Consider the following 24,588-nt stretch of genomic DNA (forward strand, 5'->3'; position numbering starts at 1 on the left):
GATGTCTGGAAAAATCATACCGATCTTACTCGCGCTGCTCGGTCTCGGCCTAGGCATCGGCGGAGGCCTCATGTTCCGACCTTCGGCCGATGTAGCCGAACTTGGCTCCCACAGCGAAGATCCAAACGCGTCCCATCAAATCGATACCCACAATGGGGAGTTACCCGAAAGCGCCACGACGTTTGATTACGTCAAACTCAATAATCAATTCGTCATCCCGGACATGGAAGATGGTCGGGTTGCGGCTATGATCGTTTTATCGATCAGTCTCGAAACCATGCCAAATGTGCGTGAAAAAATTTATGCCCAAGAACCAAAGCTGCGAGATGCCTTTTTGCAGGTGCTATTCGATCATGCCAACATTGGCGGGTTCAAAGGGTCCTTTACCGAAACCACCAAAATGCAAAGCCTACGAACCTCACTTTTGGAGGCAGCTACAGCGATTTTAGGTGATGATATTGAAAGCATTTTGGTGACGGACATCGTTCGCCAAGACGTCGGATAGATTACGGCTTCAACGCGCTCTTTTTCGCAATTGATTTGAGCGCCTCTACTTTACCAAAAGCACGGCGCGTGTGTTCGAACTGAACCTCGCGTCGTTCTGCTATCGCGGCCATAGTCGTCAGAATACGGCGGCGCTCCTGCATCATCCACGCATTCCATTTGGCATCCGCGCCGATAGACATCGCAGGATCGAATGCATCTGCGTTTTGGATCTGTACCTCACGGTCTTTAGCTGACGTCTTTAACTCGTCCAGACGATTTTCCTGTTCGGTCTCTTGTGCACGCACCTGCGCCAATTTCCCTAGCTCCAGAGTCAACGTGACTTCCGCAACCTTTTTCAATTGCTCGAGTTTTTTGGCTTTATGTGTCAAAATCCTGCCTTCCGTTTCGCGCGCATTTTTGTACGCATTTCCTCGGCAAAACGGATTGATGCGGCCACAGCAGGATAATGCTCTGGCCAAATCTCTTGGCCAATTTCCACAGTGGCATAAATGGCGCGCGCTGTCGGTGGATCACGATGGATCGGGATGTCATTCTCGGTCGCGATTTCGCGAATGGTCGCGGCAATATCATCGACACCCTTCGCCACGCAGACAGGCGCGCCGCCCCGCAACCGATCCCACTTCAATGCAACCGCATAGTGAGTCGGGTTCACGATGATAACATCCGCCTCTGGCACATCGCCCAGCATCTGGTTCATCGCAATATCGTAGCCTTTCTGGCGACGTTTCTGCTTCATATGCGGATCGCCGTCCTGATCCTTGGCCTCATCACGCAGCTCTTTGTGAGACATGCGGTTTTTGCGCAAATGCTCGTTGAACTGAAACAGATAATCTACGCCACCGATCACAATCGAAATCGCCAGTACAATCGCAAAAAAGCCCAATCCGAGCTGCAACAGTTCGACTGTTATCATGCCTGGGCTCAACGTCATGGTCGCAACCATTTCTGGGATTTTTGTCCAGAGATAAAATCCAACGACGATCGAATAAATCGACAGCTTGAAAAAACTCTTTGCAAATTCAAACAATCCTGAACGGCCAAATTTGTTCTTAGCGTTCGATACCAAAGAAATTTTTGACAGCTTTGGTTGAACCCGATCAGTCGCAAAAACAAATGACCGTGTCGCGAAAAGCGTCGCCACCACCAAGAGCGCGGGGATCAAGAACCACGGAACAAGAGACATAAGAACTTGGGCCATTAGACCCCCACTCCACGGCGATCCGGAACCATCAAACCAATCGACGCTCAACCGATCTGCATTCTCCAACAGGCCATACAAAACGCCGCCAGTAGATTTTAACGCGGCGGCACCAAATGCTGCCGCGGTTAGCACAAAGCCAAAGTAAGCCGCCGCCGTTGTAACATCCGTTGATCGTGGAATTTCACCCCGTTTACGGGCGTCATCCAGCTTTTTCTGGGACGGCTCATGACTCTTATCACTATCGTCATCTCCTGACATCAATACGCTCCGATTGGGTTCTCAAGTGCGCGATGGAAATGACCGATCCAAATTTCGAGCAGCAATGGCGCCGTAAGGAAAAGCAAAATCAATCCGCCCAAAGTGATCGCGGGCGCACCGACAAAGGCGACCATAAGCTGCGGCATAGCGCGGTTAATGACACCAAGGGCTGTGTTGTAAATCACCGACGCGATCAAAAAGGGCGCGGCAAAGGAGAACGATAGCGAGAATGAATGCGCCACATGCCCCACCATCAACAAGGACAACTCACTTGAATCCGGAAAGCGGCCCGCAGGGAGATAATCGTAAGATTCGATAATCATCAGGGCCACACGTTCATGTAATCCGAACGTGACAGCCAATGCCAAGCCCGCCGTGAACAGGATGTGCCCCATCGGGGGTTGCGCATCTACCGCCCCGCCCCCGAAGAGTTGAGACAGAGACGTGGATTGTGAAATGATCGTGCCTGCGACCTGCAATGCAATCACCGTCAAACGCACAATGAGGCCAAGGGTTAAACCAGACACAACCTCGGCAAACATCGCGGGCCATAAAATCAATGGCGCCGTTTGAAGCAGCGAAGATTCAATCGTAACCGCAGGAAACACGATGGCCGAAAATGCCAATGTCAAAACCAAACGGATTTGCACAGAGACTGTTTTCTCACCGAATGCAGGTAAGACCGCCATTACCGCACCGACTCTGACAAAGACGAGAAACGCCATGACCAATGTGGGTTGCGACAGTGCAGCCAAGGTTTCGACAAGATCCATCATGCAGGGACCAACCCCACGAGTGATGGCCGCGCGTCCGTGCCGATTTCGTCGAATGAAAAAACAGGATTCTGAATGCCTTGAGCCGAAAGGACCGTACGAATAAACCGACGGCGCGGTGTTGAGGTTACAACCGCGGGATACACTCCGTTTTCTCCCGCTTTCGCAATACGGTCCGCCATTGCCTTGGCCAGTTTATTAAATTCATCAGGCGGCAATGCGAGATCCCCACGCCCGCGCTCATTCTCAATCTGGTAGGCTGAGAATGTCTGTTCCCACTCTGGTGCCAGTTGAAGGAGTGGTAGCGTGCCATCCTCACGGCGAATTTCGGAGATGATCTGAAATCCGAGCTTCTGACGCACATGTTCGCACACGCTTTCAGGCGTCGCATGTGCCCCCCGTGCCTCTGCAATTGACTCAAGGATAAGAGGCATATTCCGAATGGACACGCGCTCCTCAAGCAAAAGGCGCAGAACCGACAATAGCATGTCCATTGGCACCTTTTCTGGGATGAGGTCGTCGATCAAACGCTGATTGGCCTCTGCTCGAGTGCGATCACTCAAGTTTGTCATTTCATCAAGAATTCGGCGCAACGACTTCATTGTAAGTAGCCGCGGGAAGCTGCGTTTGACGACTTCCAGAAGGTGCGTGGCGAGCACCTCTGTTGGCGTCACCACTGTGCAGCCTTGCATAGCATAATCGTCTTTTGCACTTTGATCGATCCAACGCGCAGGGGCTCCATACACAGGTTCTGCAACGTCTTCGCCAGGCTGAAGACCATCTTCGCCACCGCCCAAAAGTGCGAGCACTTTATCTTGGCGCAGAGTGTCGCTCACCTGTTGAACGCCCTGAACCCGCACCACATACCGACCTGCCGGGAGAGACGGATCATCCGTCAACCGTATTTCAGGCAGGATCAACCCGAACGACGTTGCGACATGATTACGCATATTGGTAATCCGCGCATCAATTCCCGTCTGCGGGTCTAGGACCATCGGGACGAGATCTGCCGCGAATTCGACGTGGATTTCGTCAAGATCAAGAATATCACCAAGGGACTCTTCACGTTCGGGCTCAACGGCATCACGTTGCTTGACCGTATCCTTTTCAAGGTCATCTGCCCGTTTTTTGACGATCCAGCCTGCAACCCCCAAGCCGATAGCCCCCGCGATGAAGGGAGTGAACGGCAAACCCGGAACAAATGCAAACAGCGCCAAAAGAACCGCAACAGTGAAAAGCGCTGGGGGAAATCGTCCGAGTTGACTGAACATTGCCATGTCGACAGGACCATTTGCGCCGCCTTTGGCCAAAAGCAACGCCGCCGCGATGGAAATAATAACCGAGGGGATTTGACTGACGAGTCCATCTCCAACCGTCAGAATTGTGTATGTTTCAAAGGCTTCTCCAATTGGCATGCCCTTTGACACAACACCGATGATGAGGCCCATAACCAAGTTCATCAATGTGATAAGGAGGCCCGCTATCGCATCGCCCTTCACAAACTTTGAGGCCCCATCCAGTGAACCAAAAAATGTTGTCTCTGCGAGTTCGAGTTCACGCCGCTCTTTGGCTTCGGTGTGTGTGATCGCGCCAGCTGACATATCCGCGTCGATCGCCAACTGTTTGCCCGGCATACCATCCAATGCAAACCGAGCGCCGACTTCCGCCATGCGTCCCGCGCCCTTGGTAATGACCATAAAATTTACGATCAAAAGTACGATGAAAACCACGAGGCCCAGAACGACAGAGCCACCCATTACGAAGTTTGCAAAACCTTCGATCACATGACCCGCCGCAGCGGTGCCTGTGTGTCCTTGTCCGATGATGAGTTTTGTAGAGGAGACGTTCAGCGACAGCCGAAGCATCAAACTCGCCAGAAGGACGGTTGGGAAAGCGGAGAAATCCAACGGTCGTTCCGCAAACAACGTCACCGTAAAAATCAAAATAGCCAACGCAAAGCTAGCGGCCAATCCGACATCAAGCATCCATGACGGCATGGGCAAAACCATCATGACAATGACAGTCATCAAAGCAAGCGCTAGGAGTATCGTTGGGCTGAACATAGACTTTAAGGTGAAATTCATGTCCATCCACCCCAAATCGCGTTCATTGGCACACGGGCTATACCGATGCCGATCACGTCACCACTAATCGCATTGCCCGCTGGGCAAATGTGCCTATTTTGCATTATGTATCACCAGAAATTCTTTCTTTGGTAATACTGTTTTAGCGTCCAGAGGGTTTACAAATGGTAAGCGTGGCAGCGCCGCAGTCGCTATTTCGAGAGAAGCTCAAGTACGGATTCACGTTTGGATTTGATATCCGTCAGAAGCATTTCAAGCTGTTTCAGATTTGGAGCCAGAGCATCATCTGTCAGCACATTCGGTTTTGACACAACAGCGTCGGCCAAAGTCGCATAGTTCGGGTTTTCGGACTGACTTAACGTCGACCAGTCCCCAGAAACCAACGCGCGATAATCGGACATCTCACTATCAGTAACCTCTAAAGATTCTGCATCGCCAAGCCGTCGCGCAGCGTCGTCGAAGCCTAGCTCAAAAAGACGCATAGCAACGCCATCCAGCAGATTGTCGTCCTTCATCTGCGCTTCCATGAAATCGATATTTCGGAAGACAGCCTTCAAGAAGGCTTCATCGGATTCAGTATCTATTGAAGCTTCCAATGCATATTTTCGCACATCTGTTGCCACGGCGTCGGTCAAACGATTTGCCGTTTCCGCTCTTTTGAGTTGGGCGAAAGCCTTGTTTAAGTCACCTGACAGAACACGCGCAATAATCGAGGCTTCGACAAGAGCTTCCTCTAACTCGTGGTGGCGGTATTCCACGGCGATGGTTTCAGCGATGTCAGCGATATCTTCCGAAACAGGGTAATTCTGAGCGCGCTTTTCATTGATAAACGCAATCAAGGTTTCGGGCGTTTCATGCGCATGTTTTTCCACAACCTCTAAAACGAGATCATCCGACGTCTCAAAATCCTCTACGCTTTCGGCAATGGAGGCATCTAACAAAAGCACTTCTGTTCCCTCCAAGGGAGCGGTCCGCGTAAAAACACTTTTGATCTGCGTTGCCGTTTGCGTATCACCAATATCAGCAAAACGCCGTGCTAACTCTGGCCCGATCGTGCGCCTAATGTGTATCGGCAAAACCGTAAAGGCCGCAATGATCGCCGACCGATTGTAGTCCTGTCCCTTGGTGAGGGATTTGGTTGCCATAACACTCCAAAGCGCGGCAGCCGTATCGCAGCTTTGTTGGTCAAGCAATGGTCCCGGATTTTCAGCTGATCCATTTTCAAAGATCTCAGCGAGTATCAAAAGCAATGGAACATCCGTGTCATCCTCAGGAAGAAAACTCAGCACAGATTTTGCCTCGGCCCCATAGGTCAGGAACAAATAATAGCGCGCGAGATCGAGAACCCCGTCTTGGCGCGGCACGTCCAACTCATCGACCAAATGCGCGCGAAGCTGTGGAAGCATAAACTCTTCATCCAGCGGCACGCCCCAAGACGCCAAATCCAAACGGCGCGATGGAATACACTCGCCGCCATCTACCGCAAAACTCTGACGCGATCTGGAACTGGACTGTTGAGCGCGATCTATGGCGGATTCGATCTCTATATGAGACCCGCTTTCCTCATACGCCAATGCAACGTCAGGTGCAGCATCCTCCTCCACATCTGTCTGAGTTGTGATGTTTTGTGCATTCTCGATTATATCCTGCGCCTCCTCCACATCGGGAAGAGCGGGAACCAACAAACCATCCGCAGAGGCTCGTCCAATTTGTTCGATCAGGTTCTGTTCTAGCTGCGCAATAAAGGCCTCTCGCTCTACGGTAGCATTGGCTACATTTGAACCATCCTGCTGTCCGTCACCAAGTCTGTCGGAGCGACCCTCCTCATCGGAGTGTTCCAAAGGCGTCACAGGTGGAGCCCGACCGAGTTGGCGCAAACCCTCCACATCCAGCCCCATAAGGCTTGTGGAAAAGCTGTCCCTTTCAGGTTCCGGCATTGCCTGAACCATTTGCGACAGCTCTGGCAAAGGTGGCTCCAATGTGTCCGCAAACGATTTCAGAACGCTCTCAAACCCGGAAGCAGGATCAGGTGGGCCATCTTTTATATCTATAACGACCCGCCCGTCGCGCAGCTCAAAGACATCCGCGTGATACTCATCACCTGTAAACACCTGTAAGCGGCCATTTCCAACGGGTAGGACCCGCGAAATTCGCTGTTTCGTCATCCGCACGAACACCTGAGACACATTGAACGTCAAATCCGCGATGGCCGATCTAAACTCATAGACACCATTCGCTCTCCCAAAGACCCAATTACTGCTTTCAGGCATATCTATAACCAGTCGCGAAAATCCAGCGTGATCAGCAGAACGAAGAGAAACCGTCTCGGCAAAAACCGAGACGGGCAAAATCAATGTGGCCAGGAAAACAGCAAAGATGGTGCGTCTCATGCGACCTCCGTTTTCACGTCTTTCAATGCTTCTTCAAGATCGGAAAAACTGGGGCGATGGTGGCTTGGGGTGTTTTGGCGCCCCACCTCAATACAAATATTGGTCGCGTGATTGTGCAGATTGGCCACCAACACTTCTCTAATCAGTTGATAGAAATGGCCATCTTCCTCGATGACACTTTGCATTTTCGAGGCAAACGGACCCGCGAAACCGTAGGCCAAGAAGACACCCAAGAACGTACCTACCAGTGCACCACCAATCATTTTTCCGAGAATTTCGGGGGGCTGATCAATCGCGGCCATCGTTTTCACGATACCAAGCACAGCAGCAACAATTCCGAGTGCCGGCAACCCATCACCAACCGCAGCCATAGCGTGCGAGGAATGCAAGGCATGATGGAGGTTAGCTTCAATCCGCTTTTCGAGTACCTCTTCAACTTGGTGCGGATCATCATAGTTCATCGATGCAGAGCGCAAGGTGTCGCAAATGAGAGCGATTGCTTCTTTGTCCGAAAGGATTTTCGGATACTTAGTGAAGATATTGGATTCATTGGGCGCCTCAACGTGCTCTTCCAACCCAACGGGATTCTGGCGGGCCAAGCGGATGAGTTCAAAAAGAAGACATAGCAGATCTTTGTAGTCGTCATTCTTCCATTTAGGGCCTTTAAACACCTTTCCCATGTCTCTCATGGTGTGTTTGACACCCGCCATATCATTGGACAGCAGAAAGGCCCCCGCCGCCGCACCACCAATCATCATGAATTCAAAAGGGAGCGCCTTTAGAATAATACCCAGTTTGCCACCGGCCGCGATGTAACCACCGAATACCATGACGAAAATGATAAGAATGCCGACTATGCCAATCATGTATTCCGAGCCTGCCTCTAATTAGGATTCACCTACACTCTGACATGGAAATCTTAATATTCCGCTCCCATCATTCGCTGGGAGCATTCGCATTTCGACCCGCGAGAATGACCGAAACCGTATAGGCAAAATCTGGGTCCATCGCTTGGAACAAAGCCGCTGAATCCTTTGGCTTCATGCTTTCATACACGGATGTCAGGCGAGCAAGGTCATCCTCTGCCGCAGAATTGGAAATCGCCATCGTGGCAGCCAAGCGCTCTTCAGCAACTTCCAGAGCCTTGAAGCTCTCTTCGATCTCTGCGCGCGCCACATCCACGACGGCAAGTTTTTCTTCGATTTCCCGTTCTTTTTCTTCAACGGCTTTCTCACGCTTTCGAAGCGCTGTAATTAAAGAATCGAGCTCCTCATCCGCCATACATGCGATTGGGTCAACAGGTGCCTCGACGTGCATTTCTTCTTTTGTGAGATGCGCTACTTCCTTGGCAATGGCTGCGCCCGTCCCCGAAAAAACCCGCACGACAGCCGACATAAAGAGAACGACGGACAACACAAAAAGGGCCCCTCGACCCGCCTTCAAAGAGCGTTTTTTCTTCTTGGGTGCAGCCTTCTTTTTTTGTTTTTCCGTGCTCATTCTGCGGCCTCCATAGGCGTACGCTGACTCGAGAAAAACGCTGCCGTCACAACATTCTCATCCTCATCACTTGCCCGCTCAGTCGTCTCAGCCATTTGAGAATCCGTCTTCCGGACTGGCGCAGATGTCCCCGTCACGTCAGGCAGGTCATGCATAGATGCAATCAGCAATTCCAATCGCTTCGCCGTTTGCTCCGCGCGTTCATTAAGTTCTTGCAAGCGAACAGCAGATCCCGCAGCGGATTTTTGCGAGTTAGCCAGTGTTTTCGTCATGTCGTCGACTTGAACAGAAAGCACCGCAATGGCGCCCCCCATTCCTTTTTCCAGATCAGTAAAGCTGCGCAAGCGACGCGACAGAACCATGCAATAGAGTGACACAACAACAGTGCCAAAAATCATCAGAATGTCTGCGATAAGTTCCATGTTCACATCCCTAGTTAATTACAAATTCCATGATGAGCACATCGCGTACCCGCTCTTCTCCCGCCGCGATTTTCATCCGCCTGAGCATCTGTGATCGAATACGAATGAGGGCGGTTGGATCCTCTAATTCGTACACATCCACCGCACGAAGATAGCCGTTCAGAATATCGACGAGCCGTGGCAAAATGAGTGTCACATCCGCCTCGTATTTCGCGGGCACTTCAATTTGTGCCTGAAATCTCAAGTGTTTTGACGCCCCGTTCGTCGTGTCCAGATTGATAATCAGTGGCTCAATCGGCACGAAAGCAACGTCGGGGAGCGGGTCTTCGTCAGCCACGGCGTTGTCGGCAATCGCATGGGAGTCATCAGGGGTTTCCTGTGAGAAAAGCATACCGCTATAGACCGCGAAAAATCCTCCGCCGCCCAACACCAGCATCAAAACCAGACCGACAAGCATCGGCAGTTTGGATTTCTTTTTTTGTTCGTCTTCAGTTGGCGCTTCATCGGCCATGGGCGTTTTCCCGAATCTTTCATCTAGGTCGATATAAACCGAATGAAGCTAACTGATTGTTAAGGCTGTTCGATCAATTCTTAGGAACTCAATGCAGAAGCTTGAGAAATAAGGAGTGAAAACTTGCAGCAGATTTTCTCTGTCTGGACCGCACTGGACCCGCGTCGCCGTATCATTGTCATCGGGGCAACCATCTTGATGTTTGCTGCGGTGATTGGATTGTCCCACATCGCAGCACAGCCTAGTTTCACACTCTTATACTCGGGCCTAGAGGCCTCTGCCGCAGGCGAAGTGGTGGCTGCCTTGGAACAACGCGGTATCGACCACGAGATTCGCGGCGGTGCTATTTATGTTCCAAACAACCAACGCGATCAGTTGCGCATGGTCCTCGCATCCGAAGGGCTCCCTGCAAACTCCACTTCGGGATATGAACTGCTCGATTCTCTCTCTGGGTTCGGAACAACCGCCCAAATGTTTGACGCCGCCTATTGGCGCGCAAAAGAAGGCGAACTGGCGCGCACCATCGCCGCTTCGCAGCAGGTCAGTGCTGCACGCGTCCACATCGCCAACCCCTCCTCATCGCCTTTCACACGCGGCACCGCAGCCACGGCATCGGTCACTGTCACAGCAGTGTCTGGTAGCATTTCGCCGCAGCAGGCACAGGGGTTTAAGTATCTCGTTGCCTCAGCTGTATCCGGCCTGTCCCCTGATGATGTGTCCGTCATTGACGGTCGGCGCGGCGTTGTCATTTCGGGCGATGAATCCCTCTCCGGCATGCCTGAAAGCTCCGACAAGGCGGAGACATTGCGCCAGAATGTATTGCGTCTCTTGGAGGCCCGTGTGGGCAAGGGAAAGGCCGTTGTCGAAGTCTCCATCGAGCCTGTCACGGATATCGAATCAATCGTTGAACGCCGTTTTGATCCCGACACGCGCGTCGCCATCAGCACACAAACCGAAGAACGGAGTACCTCATCCACAGATACCCGCAGCGGGTCCGTAACGGTTGCGTCAAACCTGCCCGATGGTGAAGGCGCGAATGGTGGGGATGCGACATCCAACAACACAGAAACACGCGAGAGCATCAATTACGAGGTCTCCGAGACAACCCGCGAATTGCAACGTATGCCGGGAGCCGTAAAGCGCCTCACCGTTGCTGTCCTCGTCGATGGAATCACAACGATAGACCCCCAAACCCAAGAACCCGTGTGGTCCGCACGTAGCGAAGAAGAACTCGCTGCTCTAGAAGCGTTGGTTGCCTCCGCAATCGGTTTGGACGAGGCACGTGGCGACTCTCTGACCATCCGCTCAATGGAATTTGAACCTGTCGTGATTGAGGGTACTGCGGCGAGCCCGTCGGCCTTCTCTGTTGCCAATCTTGATATAATGCGTCTGTTGCAACTTGCCGTTCTAACCATTGTAACGCTGATTTTGGGTCTGTTTGTTATACGTCCGATGTTTGCAAAACCCGTAGCTACAGCAGCCTTACCCAATCTCACGTCAAACAATCCCACCGCCGAGTCCAATCTGCCTGCGCTAGACAGTGGAGCATATGATCCACCGTCCCTCTCAAATGATCTGGATGACGATAACTTCGAGTTACCCAGCCTCGGGGTCGTTTCTGATTTCGACCTTGGCGAAGATTTCGGTGACCCCACCGATCCCGTCAAGCGGCTCAAAAAATTGATCGAGGATCGCGAAGAAGAAACAGTGGAAATCCTACGCAGTTGGATTGAAGACGCTGAAGGAACGGCATGATGTCTTCTCTTTTCCCATTCGAAGATTTCGGCACCGTCCGAAACTCAAGAGAACAGTCTTCGTCGTCTCCTCAAAAGGCTGATGATAGCGCCGTCCTGCGCGCCGTCGAAAATGCTCGCGCGACGGGCTATGAGGCAGGCTACAAGGCAGGTTGGGATGATGCTGTAGCAGCCGAGGAAGCCGTCCGAACTAAAATCGGTGCGGAGCTAGAGCGCAATTTGCAGGATTTGGGATTCACGTTTCATGAGGCGCGCTCCCACATCATCAAATCTCTTGAACCATTGCTTCTCGAGATGACCGAGAAAGTCTTGCCGGACCTTGTGGCCAACACACTCGGCCAGTCCATCATTGACGAAATTTTGCCTTTTGCGGACAGCCTGACGGACGCCCCCGTCGAGATACTGATTTGCCCCGCAAATAAGGAGGCCGTCGCCGCTCTTCTTAAGGAAGGCCTTCCCATGTCTGTCACCTTGGTCGAGGAACCAAGCCTGACTGAGGGTCAGGTATTCTTACGTCTTGGAAGCACAGAAAGACAAATCAATCTCGATGGAGCCATCGGGAAAATACGTGCGGCTATCGATGCTGCTCTCACTCTAAATAAGGACGCCATCGTCAATGGTTGATGAAACAGGAAGTACCCGCCCCAACCCCTTTTCCGATGTCCCAATCGAAATCAAAGTTACGGTTGGAAAAGCGCATCCATTGGTTCGCGATCTTCTCAAGCTCGAGAATGACAGCGTCCTCACGTTGGATCGACGTGTCGAAGATCCCGTGGAGCTTTATGTCGGCGAAAAACTCATTGCTCGCGGTGAGCTACAAGAGATCGACGGCGACCCAACAGGTCAACTTGCCGTGCGTCTCACTGAAGTCGCCGACATAAAGAACGAGCTGTAAACCGTATGCATTATTTCAAACTAGGCACCATTCTTGGCCTCGCGATCGTGATCCTCATGACCGCATTCCCAGCGCAAGCTCAAGAATTATCTCTGTCGATAGATGGCGCGGAGTCACTCACAACCCGTTCCATCCAGCTCATCGTGCTAATCACACTTTTGAGTCTCGTGCCTGGTTTGGCCGTTATGGTGACGTGTTTCCCATTCATCGTGACCGTACTCTCCATTCTGAGACAGGCAATCGGGCTACAACAGTCGCCACCCAATATGATGATTGTGAGCCTCGCCCTGTTCCTGACCTACTTTGTCATGGACCCTGTTTTTACTGAAAGTTGGACGACGGGTGTCGAACCCCTCATGGAAGGCGCAATGACGGTGGAAGAAGCACTCCCCGAAATCATGGACCCTTTTCGGAAATTCATGGTAAGTCGCGTCAGCGAAGAGACCTTCTCAAATTTGGCAGAATTACGCGAAGATCCCGAGAATCCAATTTCCCTCTCAAACGACGTTGATCTGTCATTGCTCGTTCCTTCATTTCTGCTCTCGGAAATTGAACGCGCTTTTCAAATCGGGTTTCTGGTCTTTCTGCCGTTTTTGATTATCGACCTTGTCGTGTCCGCCATCCTGATGTCGATGGGTATGATGATGGTGCCGCCCGCGATTGTGTCTTTGCCGTTCAAATTGGCGTTTTTCGTAGTATCCGACGGATGGTCCTTGCTCGCAAGCGCCTTAGTCCGCAGTTACATGTAACACGCCTTCGATCTTTGTGGTCTCAGTCTGCCAAAACAGGGACGTAGTATTCTGTCTCTGAGGGGACGGAACAGCTGCTGCAGAGAGTGGATACGGTGCAACCACCGCAGGGCAGAGGCTGCACCTGCTTTTCAATCGCGCCCTTACGAATCCAGTGCTGCAACATGCCGCGCACCGCATCGGGGGAGATGCCGAACCGATACGACAGGTCCGTGACGCTCACGCTGCCTTGCGCGTCGATATGGGTTTTCAAATCCAACAAAAGCGGCATCTCAATGGCCTGCCATTTCTAATGGCTCAGGGGGGGATCGCCACCCGATCAGCCACAACACAAACGCCACCGCGCCCAGAGCGGCCAATATCGCGCCGATCCACCACGCTGACGCTGCCGGATGGCGCGTGAAGGTGGCAATTTGGTAAAACCCGACAGCGGAGCCATAGGCCAGACCCATGGTCCAAAGCCCCGAAAAGCTCGCCCATTTCCATCCCGTTTCGCGCCAGATCGCGCCCATAGCGGCGGCACAGGGCATGTAGAGCAGGATCATCAACAGGTAGGCAAACGCGCCGATCTGACCGTCGAACCGCGCCGACATGGTGCTAAAGGTCGAGGAGGTCACGCCCTGCGCATCGGCCGCTCGCTCCACGTCACCGATCTCGCCAATGTCGAGCCCGAGCGGGTCGGTGGCCATGCCAAAGGCGTCGCGCAAATTAGGCCCGATGGTAGACACCGCGTCGGAAAACGAGGCCGATATTGAGAACGGCCCGTCGATCTCATTCGCATCGCCGCTGTAGAGCGTGTTGAGCGTGCCGACCACGGCCTCTTTGGCGAGAATGCCTGTGAAAATGCCGACAGTGGCGGGCCAGTTGTCTTGTTCAATCCCCATCGGGCCAAAGGCGGGGGTGAGGGCGCGGCCAATTTCGGACAGCACCGAGGTGTCGCGGTTGTCATTGCCAAAACTGCCGTCCGTGCCCCATGAATTGAGAAAGGCCAGTGCGGCGACCATGATCACAATCACCTGTCCCGCCTCTTGCAAAAAGTCGCGCAAACGGTGCCATGTGCGTCGTCCCAACCCGTTCAAAGTCGGCAAATGGTAGGGCGGCAATTCCATCACAAACGGCGAGGGCGCGCCACGCAGCACGGTGACTTTCAACAGCAGCCCCGTGCCAACGGCGGCGACCAAGCCGAGAAAATACAACCCGAACACAAGGTTCTGGCCCCCCGTGGGAAAAAACGCCGCGGCAAACAACGCATAGACGGGCAGGCGCGCGCCACACGACATGAACGGCGCCATCATCACGGTCAACACGCGGTCGCGTTGACTATCAAGGGTGCGCGTGGCCATGATCGCAGGCACGTTGCACCCGAAGGCCACGATCAGCGGCACAAAGCTTTTGCCCGGCAGGCCGATCATCCGCATAAACCGGTCGGTGACAAAGGCCGCGCGGGCCATATAGCCGCTGTCCTCCAACACCGAGAGCACGAAAAACAGACAGGCGACAATCGGGATAAACGTCGCCACGGTTTGAATGCCGCCGCAGACACCATTGGCCAAGACCGTCACCACCCACGTCGGTGCATTGAGGGAGGCCAACAGCGTCGCGGTGCCGTCCACAAACAGCGCCCCCGCGAAGATGTCAAAGAAATCAATAAAGGCCCCGCCGACATTGATGGTGAGCATGAACATCACATACATCACCCCCAAAAAGATCGGGATGCCAAGGCCACGGTGCAACACAACACGGTCGATGCGATCCGATAGCGGGCGGCTGATTTGGTCAAGGCGATCAACGGTTTGCGCCACAATGTCCGAGACGCGATCATAGCGCCCGCAGGCAATGAGCGTGTCGGCCTCCATGCCTGTCTCGGCCTCAAGGCGGGCGCGAATGCCCTGCGCCTTGGCGGCCAGTTCGGCGGTGGTCATATCGGCGGCTAAAACGTCGCCCTCGACATGTTTGATGGCAATCCACCGCGCATGGTCCGCGCCTTTTTTGCGCCAAAATGTCTGGTAGAATTTCGGCAACGGCGGCTTCGATCTCATCCCCGAACGGGGTGCCCTCATCAGGACGGCGACCGCCTTTGAGGATCTGATCGCGTAGGCTGTCCAACCCTGAGGTTTCGGCATTGCCCGAGGCCACCATCGCCAAAACGGGACAGCCCAAGAGCTGCGACAGCGCGTCCACGTCGATGCGGATGCGGCGTTGACGGGCGATGTCCATCATATTGAGGGCGACGACAATCGGCGCGCCCATTTCGAGCAATTGCACGGTCAGGTAGAGGTTGCGTTCCAGATTGGCGGCATCAATGACGTTGACCACCACATCGGGGCGCTCGGCCAGAATGAAATCGCGGGCGAGTTTTTCGTCGAGCGAGCCAAGCCCGCCCGTGACCGAGAGCGAATAGACCCCCGGCAGGTCGGTGACCTGGATTTTTTCGCCGTGGTGGCGGAAATGTCCGACTTTCTTTTCGACCGTCACACCAGGCCAGTTGCCGACCTGTTGGTGGGTGCCCGTGAGCGCGTTGAACAGGGTGGTTTTGCCGCAGTTCGGATTGCCGACAATCGCCACTGTGGGCGCGGATTTCGGGGCGCTCATGGTTCGATCCGACAGACGTTCAACGCTTCGGCCTCGGCCTTGCGCAGGCTGAGGGCGTAGCCGCGCACCCTGATCTCGATCGGGTCGCCCAAGGGGGCCATGCGGTTGACTGTAAACTCGGTGCCAAGCGTCAGACCCATCGAGAGCAACATGCGGCGATAGGCGGGGGCACCTGCGGCAAATCCGACAATTTTGGCGCAGTCGCCCAAGGCAAGGTCTTTGAGTTTTTGCATCCGAATTGTCTTTCTCTCACTCGGGGTCAGGCCACGGCGGTCGGATCAGGCAGGGTATTATCCCGACTAATTTGATCGACAATTAAAGACCGGTGACTGGCGCGACATTGATTGAGATCAAATGTGCGCGCATTCGGAGATATTTGGCGGATACGATTTCCGTAGGGCAGGGGGGGGGGCGCAGAAGGGGGCTATGCCCCTGACCACGCCGCCCCGCTTGGCCCTTCCAAAAAGCCATCGCTGAGGCGGATATCGGGGTGCGCATCGGTGAGGGCCGACGCCACTGCGCCACGCGCCACCGTGCCGTCGATACGGTCGCGGTAAAGCGCGCACAGAGCGGCGAAATCCCCCGTTTGGGGGGACAGGCGCACATGGGTGACGCCCGCGTTTTGCAAGGTTTCGATCTGGTGATCGGCGCAGGCGTAGCTGTCCGAGAGGGTCTGGACGCCGTTCATCGCGAGAAAGCTTTGATCATCCAAGGTTGACACGTCCAAACCGTCGGGATTGTCCTCGCAGGCGAACTGACAATTGTCCTTTGTGCGCCCGTGCATCCGTGCGTGATAGCACCGCCCCGAGATCGCGAGCGGCACGCGGCCATGGCCCCAGACCTCAATCGCCACGCCAAGGTCACGCCCCAGTTGCGCCAAAGTGGTCACGGGGCCGAGCGGCAATTCGGGGGGCAGGCAGATGCTTGTGGCCCCGCGCTCCGCGAGCCAGCGCAGCGTGCCTTCGTTGTAGACGTTGACCAAGGGGCCGACCGAGAACGGTGTGCCTTTCGGCAGGTAGGCGAGCATGGCCAGATCGTTGATCTCGACCTCAATCCCCACGTCCACCAGTTGCGCGCTGAGCTTGCGTTCGCGTTTGAGGGTGATGAGAGCGAGCGAGGTCACAGCCACGGTTTTGCCCGCCTCCATCAACATCTCGATCGCGTCGGGAATGCGGTCTTGGTAAAACGGCAAGCGCTTGGAACACACGACCTCGCCAAGCACCACACGCGTCACGGGCGCGGTGGCGAGGCTGTCGTAAAAGGCGGTCCAGCTTTCGGGTTTCCACAAGAACTGGTTCGGTCCGACGGTCAGGTCCATTTGATCTATCTCCACGTTTTCACATAGGCACCGGCGGTCGCGGCTTGGCCTTCGGTGAGGGAGGCCAACATGCCCTCGGGCAGCGGCAGACCCGCCTCATGGGCATCGACGGCGGCGCGAAAATTGCGCACCACTTGGGCGACATAAGAGCGCGAGCGTTGACGCCCCTCGATCTTGAGCGCGGTCACGCCCGCCTTGGCCAGTTGCGGGATGAGTTTCTCGGCGTTGAGGCTGACGGGGTCCTCGAACAGATGGCCCTCGGCCTTGCCCGCATGAAAGCACCCCTTGCACAGGGTCGGGTAGGGGGCGGCATCGTCGGCGCCGACACGGTGAATGGTGTAGCCGCCCAGTTTGGCCGACAACACACCCGCGTCCTCGTGGTATTCGACATGGCTCGCAGGTGAACACACACCGTTCATATTGGGCGATTGACCCGTTGCGTAGGAGGACAGTGAACAGCGCCCCTCGGCCATGACGCACAGGCCGCCAAAGACGAACACTTCGGTCTCGACCTCGGCTTCCGCATTGATCGCCGCGATCTCTTGGACCGACAAGACGCGCGGCAACACCACCCGTTTGACGCCAAACTCACGGGCATAAAAATTGATGGTGTCGGCATTGGCGGCGGCCGCTTGCACCGACAGATGACGGCGCAGAGTCGGGTGATGGGTGGCTGTATGCCCCAACAGACCCAAATCCGCCAAAATCACCGCATCCGCGCCCGCCGTTTGCGCATCGGCAATGGCGGCGTGCCACACCGCTTCGCTCCCTGCGCGGGGGAATGTGTTGATCGCCACGAGGACTTTCGCGCCGTGCTCATGGGCAAAGGCCACGCCGTCGCGCATTTCATCACGGTCGAAATTAAGACCCGGAAAATTGCGCGCATTGGTCTCGTCGGCAAAGCCGCAATAGACGGTATGTGCGCCCGCTTTGACGGCGGCACGCAGGGAGGCGGGGGTGCCCGCCGGACAGACGATTTCCATTACCAGTGCTCCACTTCTTCATGGCGCGACAAAGGCACGCCTGTTCTGGCTTCAGCCGTTTCAATCATCCACCGCACCTGAGGGGCGAGGCGGCCCGACATGGCCTGTGCCTGTGCCGACAGGTCAAGTTCCGCATCATCAATGGCGTTGCGCAGCGCAAGCACCGCCGCCGTATCCCCCTCGACCATAAGATCGCGCGAGAAAAACAGTGCGTCCCCGTCGTAGGTGCCGTGGATCAAGCCCAGCAAACCCGACAGTGGCCCCGAAATACGCGCATCGCCACGCTGTGGCCCGCGCGACAGGTGCACGCGCGGCGCACCGCCGTTTGGCTCCAGTAGCATCGTCACGGGCAGGTCGGTGGGATCGAGCACAAACCGCGCATGACCGTAGATGCCAAGGCGGCGAAACATCCCCGCATGGGTTTTGGCAATGCGCTGTGCAAAGTGCGACAGGGCGACAGAGAGCGGCGCAAGCGGCGTCCACCACAGCGAGGTGGCAGGCAGACGCGGGACACGCGGCAGGTCTAAGGTTGAGGCGGACATCGCGTCGATCTCCAATTTTGGGCGCGGCCAGACCAAGGGTGTGGGCACAACGGTTCGACCCCGCACCAAGGGCAGGGGGGATTGGGAGCATTTTTAGCGGCGGCTTTGAGGGGGCGTCTTGACGATTGTCAAATTTGGCAGCCCCCGTGGATGATAAAGCGGCGCAACTCAAAAGGAATGTTCCATGCGCAGCCTGCCCCCGTTTCCGACCTTGCGTGCCTTTTTGGATTGGAGTGCGACGCAGGGCCAGTTGACCGCCGTGCCCGATCCCGTCTCGGTGCGTCACCAAATGACCGCCGTGCACCGCGCCGTGTTGGAACGCGGCGGGCCGGTGTTGCGGTTTGATCATCCCGTGTTGGACGATGGCACCCGCAGTGACGTGCCTGTTGTCCTCAATATCTTTGGCACGCCCGAACGGGTGGCGGCGGGATTGGGTGTGACGCGCGACGGGCTTGATGATCTTGGTGCGTTTTTGGCCGCGTTGCGCGCCCCCGCCGCGCCCGAGGGGATGCGCGATGCGCTCGCAAAATGGCCGATGCTCAAGGCGGCGATGGCCTCCCGCCCCAAGGTGATGAAAAAGGCTCTGGTGCAGCGCCGCGTCGACACCGATGTCGACCTGTCGCGCTTGCCGATCCAGACCCATTGGCCCGAGGACGCAGGTCCATTGATCACATGGCCGATGGTTCTGACCCGTCCGTTAGACAGCACGCCGCAACAGGCGACCCGCTATAATGCGGGCGTGTACCGCGCACAGGTGATTGGGCGCGACAAGATCATCATGCGGTGGCTCGCGCATCGCGGCGGGGCGGCGCATTTTAGAACGTGGCACGCCCAAGGCGCACCGATGCCCGTGGCGATTGTGTTGGGCGCGGACCCTGCGGCGCTTTTGTCGGCGGCCTTGCCGTTGCCTGAGAGCGTGTCGGAGCTTTGCTTTTCGGGTGTGTTTTCAGGCGCGCGCCCCCGATTGGTGCCCGCCAAGACCGTGCCACTCTTGGTCCCTGCGGACGCCGAAATGGTCATTGAGGGCTGGATTCACCCCAGTGAGACCGCCCCCGAGGGGCCGTTTGGCGATCACACGGGCTATTACAACAACGCCGAGCCGTTCCCCGTGATGACGGTCAGCGCCGTGACCTCGCGCCCCGATCCGATCTACCTGTCCACGTACACGGGTCGCCCGCCCGACGAGCCCGCGATCATTGGCGAGGTGTTCAACCGCTTGGCCTTGCCGCTCATTCAGGCGCAGATTCCCGGGGTGCGCGATCTGTGGTTGCCACCCGCGGCATGTTCCTACCGCATCGCCGTGGTGTCGATCGACAAACGCTATCCCGGACAGGCGCGGCGGGTGATGATGGCGCTGTGGGGGATGTTGCCGCAGTTCAGTTACACCAAGATGATCATCGTTGTGGATGACGATATCGACCCGCGCAATTGGGACGACATTTCATGGGCGCTTGCCACCCGCATGGACCCGTCGCGCGATGTGATGATGTTGGACAACACGCCGATGGATTATCTCGACTTTGCCTCCCCCGCGCCCGGCCTTGCGGGGAAAATCGGCTTTGATGCCACCAACAAGATCGGTGCCGAGACCGCGCGCGATTGGGGCACGGTGATGCGGACCGCGCCTGCGGATGCCACCTTTGCCGCCGATCTTTTATCACGTTTGGAAGGACAGTTATGACCTGTGTGATTTTGGGCGTCTCGGGTGCATCTGGGGCGGCATTGGCGCTGTCCGTCGCGCGTCATCTGGTGGATTTGAGCATCGGGGTCGAGCTTGTCGTGTCGCCCGCAGCCGAGCGCACATTGCATGCCGAATGCGGCGAGACCGCGCTGCGCTCGCTCACCGATCTGGCGGATCACGTCCATGCACCTAGCGACATCGGGGCGCGCATTGCCTCGGGGTCCGCGCCCGTGGCGGGCATGATCGTAGCGCCCTGTTCGATGCGCAGTTTGGCGGCGATTGCCTATGGTCTTGACGACAACCTGTTGACCCGCAGCGCCAGTGTGCAACTCAAAGAGCGCCGTCCCTTGGTCCTCTTGACCCGCGAGGCACCGCTGACTTTGGCCCATCTGAGCAACATGACGGCGGCCACCGAAATGGGAGCGATCATCTTGCCACCCGTGCCCGCGTTCTACCTCAACCCGACATCTTTGGCGGATGTCGTCGATCAGATCGCTGCCCGCGCCGTAGATTTGCTACATATAGCGCCTCCCATTTGCCGTGCATGGACTGGATAGCACCCCATCGCTTAGAGGCGACTATACCCTTACACTCGCATGAGGTTCATGACGGTGAGCGACCTGTTGATGCAAATTACTCCCTAATTGTAATCTAGCTATTTGTTTCGGGAAATTTTCACTAAGATTAAAGCATCCTGTTTTAAGGTAATTTTCATGAACAACTCCCCCAAAATATCGGTCATTGGTGGCTCAGGGTTTATCGGCACGAATTTATGCCAGCGACTCTCGGAACGCCAAATCCCGTTTGAGATTATTGATCTCAAACCAAGCAAACGCTTCGGTGAAAACTGCTCCTTTGGGGACGTGCGCGACATTGATAGTCTACGGCGCGCAATCAGCGGCGATATTGTTGTCAATCTAGCAGCTGTTCACCGCGACGATATTCGAGATGCGTCAGAGTATTTCAGAACAAATGTAGAGGGGGCCGAAAATATTGCCCGCGTTTGCTCCGAGAAGAACATCAAAAAGATCGTCTTCACGAGTTCCGTTGCTGTTTACGGCTTTTCCAAACCTGGAACTGATGAAAATGGCGCAATTAACCCATTCAATGAATATGGAAGAACCAAGTACAACGCCGAAGAGAAACTACGGGAGTGGCAGGCTTCCGCGGACAACAAATTGTTAATCGTGCGACCAACTGTGATCTTTGGTGAGGGTAATAGAGGGAATGTCTACAACCTCTTGAACCAAATTGCCTCAGGCAGGTTCGTAATGATCGGGTCTGGCATGAATGTGAAGTCTATGGCCTACATAGGCAACGTCGTCGCCTTTCTTGAGGCCTGCATTGAAACAGACCTCGAATACGCCGTGTTCAACTACTCAGACACCCCTGATTTCGATATGAACACGCTCGTCAAAACTGTCCACAAAACATTAAAAGGCAAAGAGAACGTAGGGTTTCGCTTACCTTATTGGTTCGGGCTATCTCTTGGATATGCCGCTGATGCCATCACATCCGTCACTGGAAAAAAGCTACCGATAAGCTCTATTCGCGTCAAAAAATTCTGCGCATCGACTGCCTTTTCCAGTGCGCAATCGAAACTGGACGGGTTTAAACCGCCCTATACTCTCCTCGAGGGCATCGATCGCACACTCGAAAGCGAGTTTTTGTTTCCTGATGTAAACCGCGACGTGTTTTTCACCGAATAGGCTGCTCTTATCACAAACAATGGATCTGGTGAGTAGGGAACTCTTCTCAGTGCCGCCAATTTCCCACCGCTTTCACTTTCTGGCTGTTTCTAGAGCTTGTGTGGAACATGATACAACGCACGGTTCGACCCGAAGTACAGGAGCGTACAGGCGGCCATACAGACCGTGATCACAAAAGCATTGTCATAAAATGTTGCCGCAAGCACGGGTGGGAAAACTATGATCGGCGCCATGATCACGGTCGTCAACGGGTTTGACCAACGCTTGGCATTTGTCGATTTGAGACGCAAATCGAGCAGACGCTTAACGATATGATGAAAGTGCATTTTATCCGGAGCGCCAATAGGCATCCGCTTGGCCACCCGCCGTGCAACTGCTGCAATCGTATCCATGACAGGCCAAAACACGGCCAACAGAATAGACCAACTCGCGATTTCAGGATTTCTCTCAATTAAAAAGACACCAATCCAAGCGATAAAGAAACCAACGGAATATGCGCCCGCATCCCCTAGAAAGAGTTTTCCAAACGGGAAGTTCAAAACAAATACTCCTAGAACCGCGGCGGTCACCGCCAATGCCATCAAGAACATTGTTTGATCCCCAACACTCATTGCAATCCATGCCAACGAAACTGCTGACGCAATAGCTACAGTTGATGAAAGTCCATTCATCCCATCAATCAGATTGAACGCGTGACAAACGGCCGATGTAACGAAAATTGTGAACATGGCACTCACAACAATTGACTCTAGAAAAACATCAAACCCGGGAAAGACATCCCTTGCTATCGTATGCCCCGTTAAAACAATGGCAACCAGACTGCTTAACATCGCCGCGAAAAGGCGGTTACGAGGTGAAATGCTGTATCCGAGATCGTCCGCAAAACCCGCGACAAAAACCGGTATCGCTGCACCTAAAACAACGAGAAACTCTTTTGTCATTCCACCAAATGCAGCAGCCACAATAAGAGATAAGTAGAGCCCCACCCCGCCAATTCGCGGTGTGGGAACCACATGGACACTTTGGACTTCTCGACCTGCATGCCCTTTCGCGGTGCGATGTATATGAATGCCTTTCGTAAGAACGGCAAATACCGCAATCAACAGGCTCACAATGAACGTCAGGACAAATATTTCGCTTGGCAGCAAAACAGGAAACATTATGACTGCTCCAACACGATGATACGCAATTAAGCTGTGTTTTCGTACGATTTCGTTCCAGTCTATATCTGAGTCAAATTGGAAAAGACACTTCGGATTTATTTTGGCGGCACCAGTTTTGAGTCCGAGAAACTTGAGCGGTGCCAAATCAATGGAAACGCACAATTTTTTATGCAAATGCTACAATTCAGCGTTTCTAATTCGAAACGCTGGCAACAACGTCGTCAAGGCGAACTTTCCTCCACCTTAACGAAAATGAGCACAGGACCGGATTTCACTCGGTCACATTATACGATGCCGCCCCCTGCACCGCTGACCGCAGGGCGTTCTTCAGATACGGCTTTGCGGTAGCCCGAGGCGCGATAGGTTGTAACAGGATCAATTGCTCCACCGTTTTCAAACCTAGCCATCGCCAAGATCGGCTCAACATCCGTGCGGAACCCATGTTTCAGCGTGGTCGTTGCCATCAACGCGTCATTTGCGTCCTGAAAGCCCACCAAAGCGGCGCGGTCCACAAGCAACGCCTGCGCATAGGCGCGTTGCACTTCGGTGGCCGACACCATCAAACTCTCTATCGGATCGGTCACGTTGTGGCTTTGATCCAGCATATGCATCGGGTTGAAATCGGGATCGGCTTCCGCCTCCACCAATTCGTTGAACACGAGGAACAGACGGTACGGATCAATGCTACCCGTGTCCAAATCATCGTCGCCGTATTTGCTATCATTAAAGTGAAAGCCCCCCAGTTTCCCGAACTGCGTCAGGCGGGCGACGATCATTTCAATGTTCACATTCGGCGCGTGGTGGCCAAGGTCCACAAGACACTTTGCCTTATCGCCCATCTGTTGCGCGATCAACAGGTTGGTGCCCCAATCCTGCACCACGGTGGAATAGAACGCGGGTTCATACATCTTGTGCTCGGTGAGCAAGGTCCAGTCGTCGGGCAATGCGCCGTAGACCTGTTTGGCGGCGTCGAGATAGCGCTCGAACTGGCGGGTGAAATTGGTTTGACCCGGAAAGTTGGAACCGTCCCCGACCCAGATGGTCAGCGCTTTCGAGCCGATATGTGTGCCAAGCTCGATGCAGGCAATGTTGTGTTCGACCGCCTGTTGGCGCGTGGCCGCGTCCGTATGGGCCAGCGAGCCGAATTTGTAGCTATGGGCCTGATCGGGTTGATCCTGAAACGTGTTGGAATTCATCGCGTCAAAGGTCAGCCCGACCTCTTCGGCCTTGCTATTGAGATCGGCGGCGGGTTGCGCGTCCCACGGGATGTGCAACGACACCGAGGGCGTCGCGCGGGTCAACTGATGGATGACGCCGCAATCGCTCAGCTTGTCGAAAATGTCGCGCGGCTCGCCTGTGCCGGGGAAGCGCGCAAACCGCGTGCCGCCCGTGCCCACACCCCAACTTGGGACCGCAACGCCATATGCCGCGACCTTGTTTTTGATCGCGGTAATGTCGATGCCGCGACGGTCAAGATGTTCACCCAAAGCGTCATAATCCGCCTTGAGTTTGGGTGCGGCCTGTTCATTGGTCTGCGCAATAATGTCAGAGGTGATCAT

26 protein-coding genes are annotated in these 24,588 nt (G+C 54.8%); 8 read left to right on the forward strand and 18 right to left on the reverse strand.

What is annotated here, in order from left to right:
* The first annotated feature begins 1 nt into the window (after nt 1).
* Nucleotides 2–505 (forward strand): flagellar basal body-associated FliL family protein, encoded by a 504-nt coding sequence (locus ACN0TS_RS06045; RefSeq protein WP_417258438.1) that lies wholly within the window; start codon nt 2–4, stop codon nt 503–505.
* A gap of 1 nt (nt 506) precedes the next feature.
* Here the strand turns inward: ACN0TS_RS06045 and ACN0TS_RS06050 are convergent, their stop codons facing one another.
* From ACN0TS_RS06050 to ACN0TS_RS06090, 9 genes are all read right to left on the reverse strand, one after another.
* Nucleotides 507–875 carry a hypothetical protein gene (locus tag ACN0TS_RS06050; protein WP_417258439.1) on the reverse strand — a complete coding sequence of 123 codons (369 nt, stop codon included), beginning with the start codon at nt 873–875 and terminating at the stop codon, nt 507–509.
* Nucleotides 872–1,966, reverse strand: a complete 1,095-nt coding sequence (locus tag ACN0TS_RS06055; RefSeq protein ID WP_417258440.1) for an EscU/YscU/HrcU family type III secretion system export apparatus switch protein — start codon at nt 1,964–1,966, stop codon at nt 872–874. The genes ACN0TS_RS06050 and ACN0TS_RS06055 overlap by 4 nt, the downstream gene beginning before the upstream one ends.
* Entirely contained in the window at nt 1,966–2,742 is a 777-nt protein-coding gene (locus ACN0TS_RS06060) for a flagellar biosynthetic protein FliR (RefSeq protein WP_417258441.1), read from the reverse strand. Before ACN0TS_RS06060 ends, ACN0TS_RS06055 begins: the two co-directional genes overlap by 1 nt.
* Nucleotides 2,739–4,823, reverse strand: a complete 2,085-nt coding sequence (gene flhA, locus ACN0TS_RS06065) for a flagellar biosynthesis protein FlhA (RefSeq protein ID WP_417258442.1) — start codon at nt 4,821–4,823, stop codon at nt 2,739–2,741. Before flhA ends, ACN0TS_RS06060 begins: the two co-directional genes overlap by 4 nt.
* A 191-nt stretch (nt 4,824–5,014) precedes the next feature.
* Nucleotides 5,015–6,673 (reverse strand): hypothetical protein, encoded by a 1,659-nt coding sequence (locus tag ACN0TS_RS06070; RefSeq protein WP_417258443.1) that lies wholly within the window; start codon nt 6,671–6,673, stop codon nt 5,015–5,017.
* A 536-nt stretch (nt 6,674–7,209) separates the two neighbouring features.
* The gene (gene motA, locus ACN0TS_RS06075) at nt 7,210–8,079 is read right to left on the reverse strand and encodes a flagellar motor stator protein MotA (protein ID WP_417258444.1); all 870 of its coding nucleotides are present in this window, start codon (nt 8,077–8,079) and stop codon (nt 7,210–7,212) included.
* Between the two features lie 70 nt (nt 8,080–8,149).
* Nucleotides 8,150–8,710: a MotE family protein gene (locus ACN0TS_RS06080; protein WP_417258445.1), complete on the reverse strand. Its 561-nt coding sequence runs from the start codon at nt 8,708–8,710 to the stop codon at nt 8,150–8,152.
* Nucleotides 8,707–9,132 carry a hypothetical protein gene (locus ACN0TS_RS06085; protein WP_417258446.1) on the reverse strand — a complete coding sequence of 142 codons (426 nt, stop codon included), beginning with the start codon at nt 9,130–9,132 and terminating at the stop codon, nt 8,707–8,709. The genes ACN0TS_RS06080 and ACN0TS_RS06085 overlap by 4 nt, the downstream gene beginning before the upstream one ends.
* Before the next feature lie 10 nt (nt 9,133–9,142).
* Entirely contained in the window at nt 9,143–9,643 is a 501-nt protein-coding gene (locus ACN0TS_RS06090; RefSeq protein ID WP_417258447.1) for a flagellar basal body-associated FliL family protein, read from the reverse strand.
* A 123-nt stretch (nt 9,644–9,766) separates the two neighbouring features.
* On the opposite strand from ACN0TS_RS06090, the gene fliF reads away from it, so the two are divergent.
* From fliF to fliP, 4 genes are read left to right on the forward strand one after another with little or no spacing between them, the layout of a single operon-like run.
* Nucleotides 9,767–11,398, forward strand: a complete 1,632-nt coding sequence (gene fliF / locus ACN0TS_RS06095; protein WP_417258448.1) for a flagellar basal-body MS-ring/collar protein FliF — start codon at nt 9,767–9,769, stop codon at nt 11,396–11,398.
* Entirely contained in the window at nt 11,398–12,021 is a 624-nt protein-coding gene (locus ACN0TS_RS06100) for a flagellar biosynthesis protein (protein ID WP_417258449.1), read from the forward strand. Before fliF ends, ACN0TS_RS06100 begins: the two co-directional genes overlap by 1 nt.
* Nucleotides 12,014–12,292, forward strand: a complete 279-nt coding sequence (locus ACN0TS_RS06105) for a FliM/FliN family flagellar motor switch protein (protein ID WP_417258450.1) — start codon at nt 12,014–12,016, stop codon at nt 12,290–12,292. The genes ACN0TS_RS06100 and ACN0TS_RS06105 overlap by 8 nt, the downstream gene beginning before the upstream one ends.
* 5 nt (nt 12,293–12,297) lie before the next feature.
* Nucleotides 12,298–13,041: a flagellar type III secretion system pore protein FliP gene (gene fliP / locus ACN0TS_RS06110; protein ID WP_417258451.1), complete on the forward strand. Its 744-nt coding sequence runs from the start codon at nt 12,298–12,300 to the stop codon at nt 13,039–13,041.
* A gap of 22 nt (nt 13,042–13,063) precedes the next feature.
* Here the strand turns inward: fliP and ACN0TS_RS06115 are convergent, their stop codons facing one another.
* The 7 genes from ACN0TS_RS06115 to ubiT form a co-directional block, all read right to left on the reverse strand.
* Nucleotides 13,064–13,312 carry a FeoC-like transcriptional regulator gene (locus tag ACN0TS_RS06115; RefSeq protein WP_417258452.1) on the reverse strand — a complete coding sequence of 83 codons (249 nt, stop codon included), beginning with the start codon at nt 13,310–13,312 and terminating at the stop codon, nt 13,064–13,066.
* A 1-nt stretch (nt 13,313) separates the two neighbouring features.
* Nucleotides 13,314–15,005, reverse strand: a complete 1,692-nt coding sequence (gene feoB / locus ACN0TS_RS06120; protein WP_417258736.1) for a ferrous iron transport protein B — start codon at nt 15,003–15,005, stop codon at nt 13,314–13,316.
* Nucleotides 14,911–15,633, reverse strand: coding sequence for a FeoB small GTPase domain-containing protein (locus tag ACN0TS_RS06125; protein WP_417258453.1), 723 nt, complete (start codon nt 15,631–15,633; stop codon nt 14,911–14,913). Before ACN0TS_RS06125 ends, feoB begins: the two co-directional genes overlap by 95 nt.
* Nucleotides 15,630–15,866 carry a FeoA family protein gene (locus tag ACN0TS_RS06130; protein ID WP_417258454.1) on the reverse strand — a complete coding sequence of 79 codons (237 nt, stop codon included), beginning with the start codon at nt 15,864–15,866 and terminating at the stop codon, nt 15,630–15,632. The genes ACN0TS_RS06125 and ACN0TS_RS06130 overlap by 4 nt, the downstream gene beginning before the upstream one ends.
* A gap of 191 nt (nt 15,867–16,057) precedes the next feature.
* Nucleotides 16,058–16,951, reverse strand: a complete 894-nt coding sequence (ubiV, locus tag ACN0TS_RS06135; RefSeq protein WP_417258455.1) for a ubiquinone anaerobic biosynthesis protein UbiV — start codon at nt 16,949–16,951, stop codon at nt 16,058–16,060.
* A 5-nt stretch (nt 16,952–16,956) separates the two neighbouring features.
* The gene (gene ubiU / locus ACN0TS_RS06140; protein WP_417258456.1) at nt 16,957–17,934 is read right to left on the reverse strand and encodes a ubiquinone anaerobic biosynthesis protein UbiU; all 978 of its coding nucleotides are present in this window, start codon (nt 17,932–17,934) and stop codon (nt 16,957–16,959) included.
* Nucleotides 17,934–18,476 (reverse strand): ubiquinone anaerobic biosynthesis accessory factor UbiT, encoded by a 543-nt coding sequence (gene ubiT / locus ACN0TS_RS06145; protein WP_417258457.1) that lies wholly within the window; start codon nt 18,474–18,476, stop codon nt 17,934–17,936. Before ubiT ends, ubiU begins: the two co-directional genes overlap by 1 nt.
* A gap of 184 nt (nt 18,477–18,660) precedes the next feature.
* On the opposite strand from ubiT, the gene ACN0TS_RS06150 reads away from it, so the two are divergent.
* From ACN0TS_RS06150 to ACN0TS_RS06160, 3 genes are all read left to right on the forward strand, one after another.
* Entirely contained in the window at nt 18,661–20,157 is a 1,497-nt protein-coding gene (locus ACN0TS_RS06150) for a UbiD family decarboxylase (protein ID WP_417258458.1), read from the forward strand.
* Nucleotides 20,154–20,714 (forward strand): UbiX family flavin prenyltransferase, encoded by a 561-nt coding sequence (locus ACN0TS_RS06155; protein ID WP_417258459.1) that lies wholly within the window; start codon nt 20,154–20,156, stop codon nt 20,712–20,714. Before ACN0TS_RS06150 ends, ACN0TS_RS06155 begins: the two co-directional genes overlap by 4 nt.
* Before the next feature lie 156 nt (nt 20,715–20,870).
* Nucleotides 20,871–21,866: an NAD-dependent epimerase/dehydratase family protein gene (locus tag ACN0TS_RS06160; protein ID WP_417258460.1), complete on the forward strand. Its 996-nt coding sequence runs from the start codon at nt 20,871–20,873 to the stop codon at nt 21,864–21,866.
* A gap of 89 nt (nt 21,867–21,955) precedes the next feature.
* On the opposite strand, the gene ACN0TS_RS06165 is transcribed toward ACN0TS_RS06160, so the two are convergent.
* Together ACN0TS_RS06165 and rhaI are read right to left on the reverse strand one after the other, a co-directional pair.
* Nucleotides 21,956–23,026 carry an MraY family glycosyltransferase gene (locus ACN0TS_RS06165; RefSeq protein ID WP_417258461.1) on the reverse strand — a complete coding sequence of 357 codons (1,071 nt, stop codon included), beginning with the start codon at nt 23,024–23,026 and terminating at the stop codon, nt 21,956–21,958.
* A gap of 287 nt (nt 23,027–23,313) precedes the next feature.
* Complete coding sequence (rhaI, locus tag ACN0TS_RS06170; protein WP_417258462.1) at nt 23,314–24,588, reverse strand: L-rhamnose catabolism isomerase; 1,275 nt, start codon at nt 24,586–24,588, stop codon at nt 23,314–23,316.

The sequence above is a fragment of the Celeribacter sp. genome, assembly GCF_048266405.1.
In the GTDB taxonomy this organism is placed as follows: domain Bacteria; phylum Pseudomonadota; class Alphaproteobacteria; order Rhodobacterales; family Rhodobacteraceae; genus Celeribacter.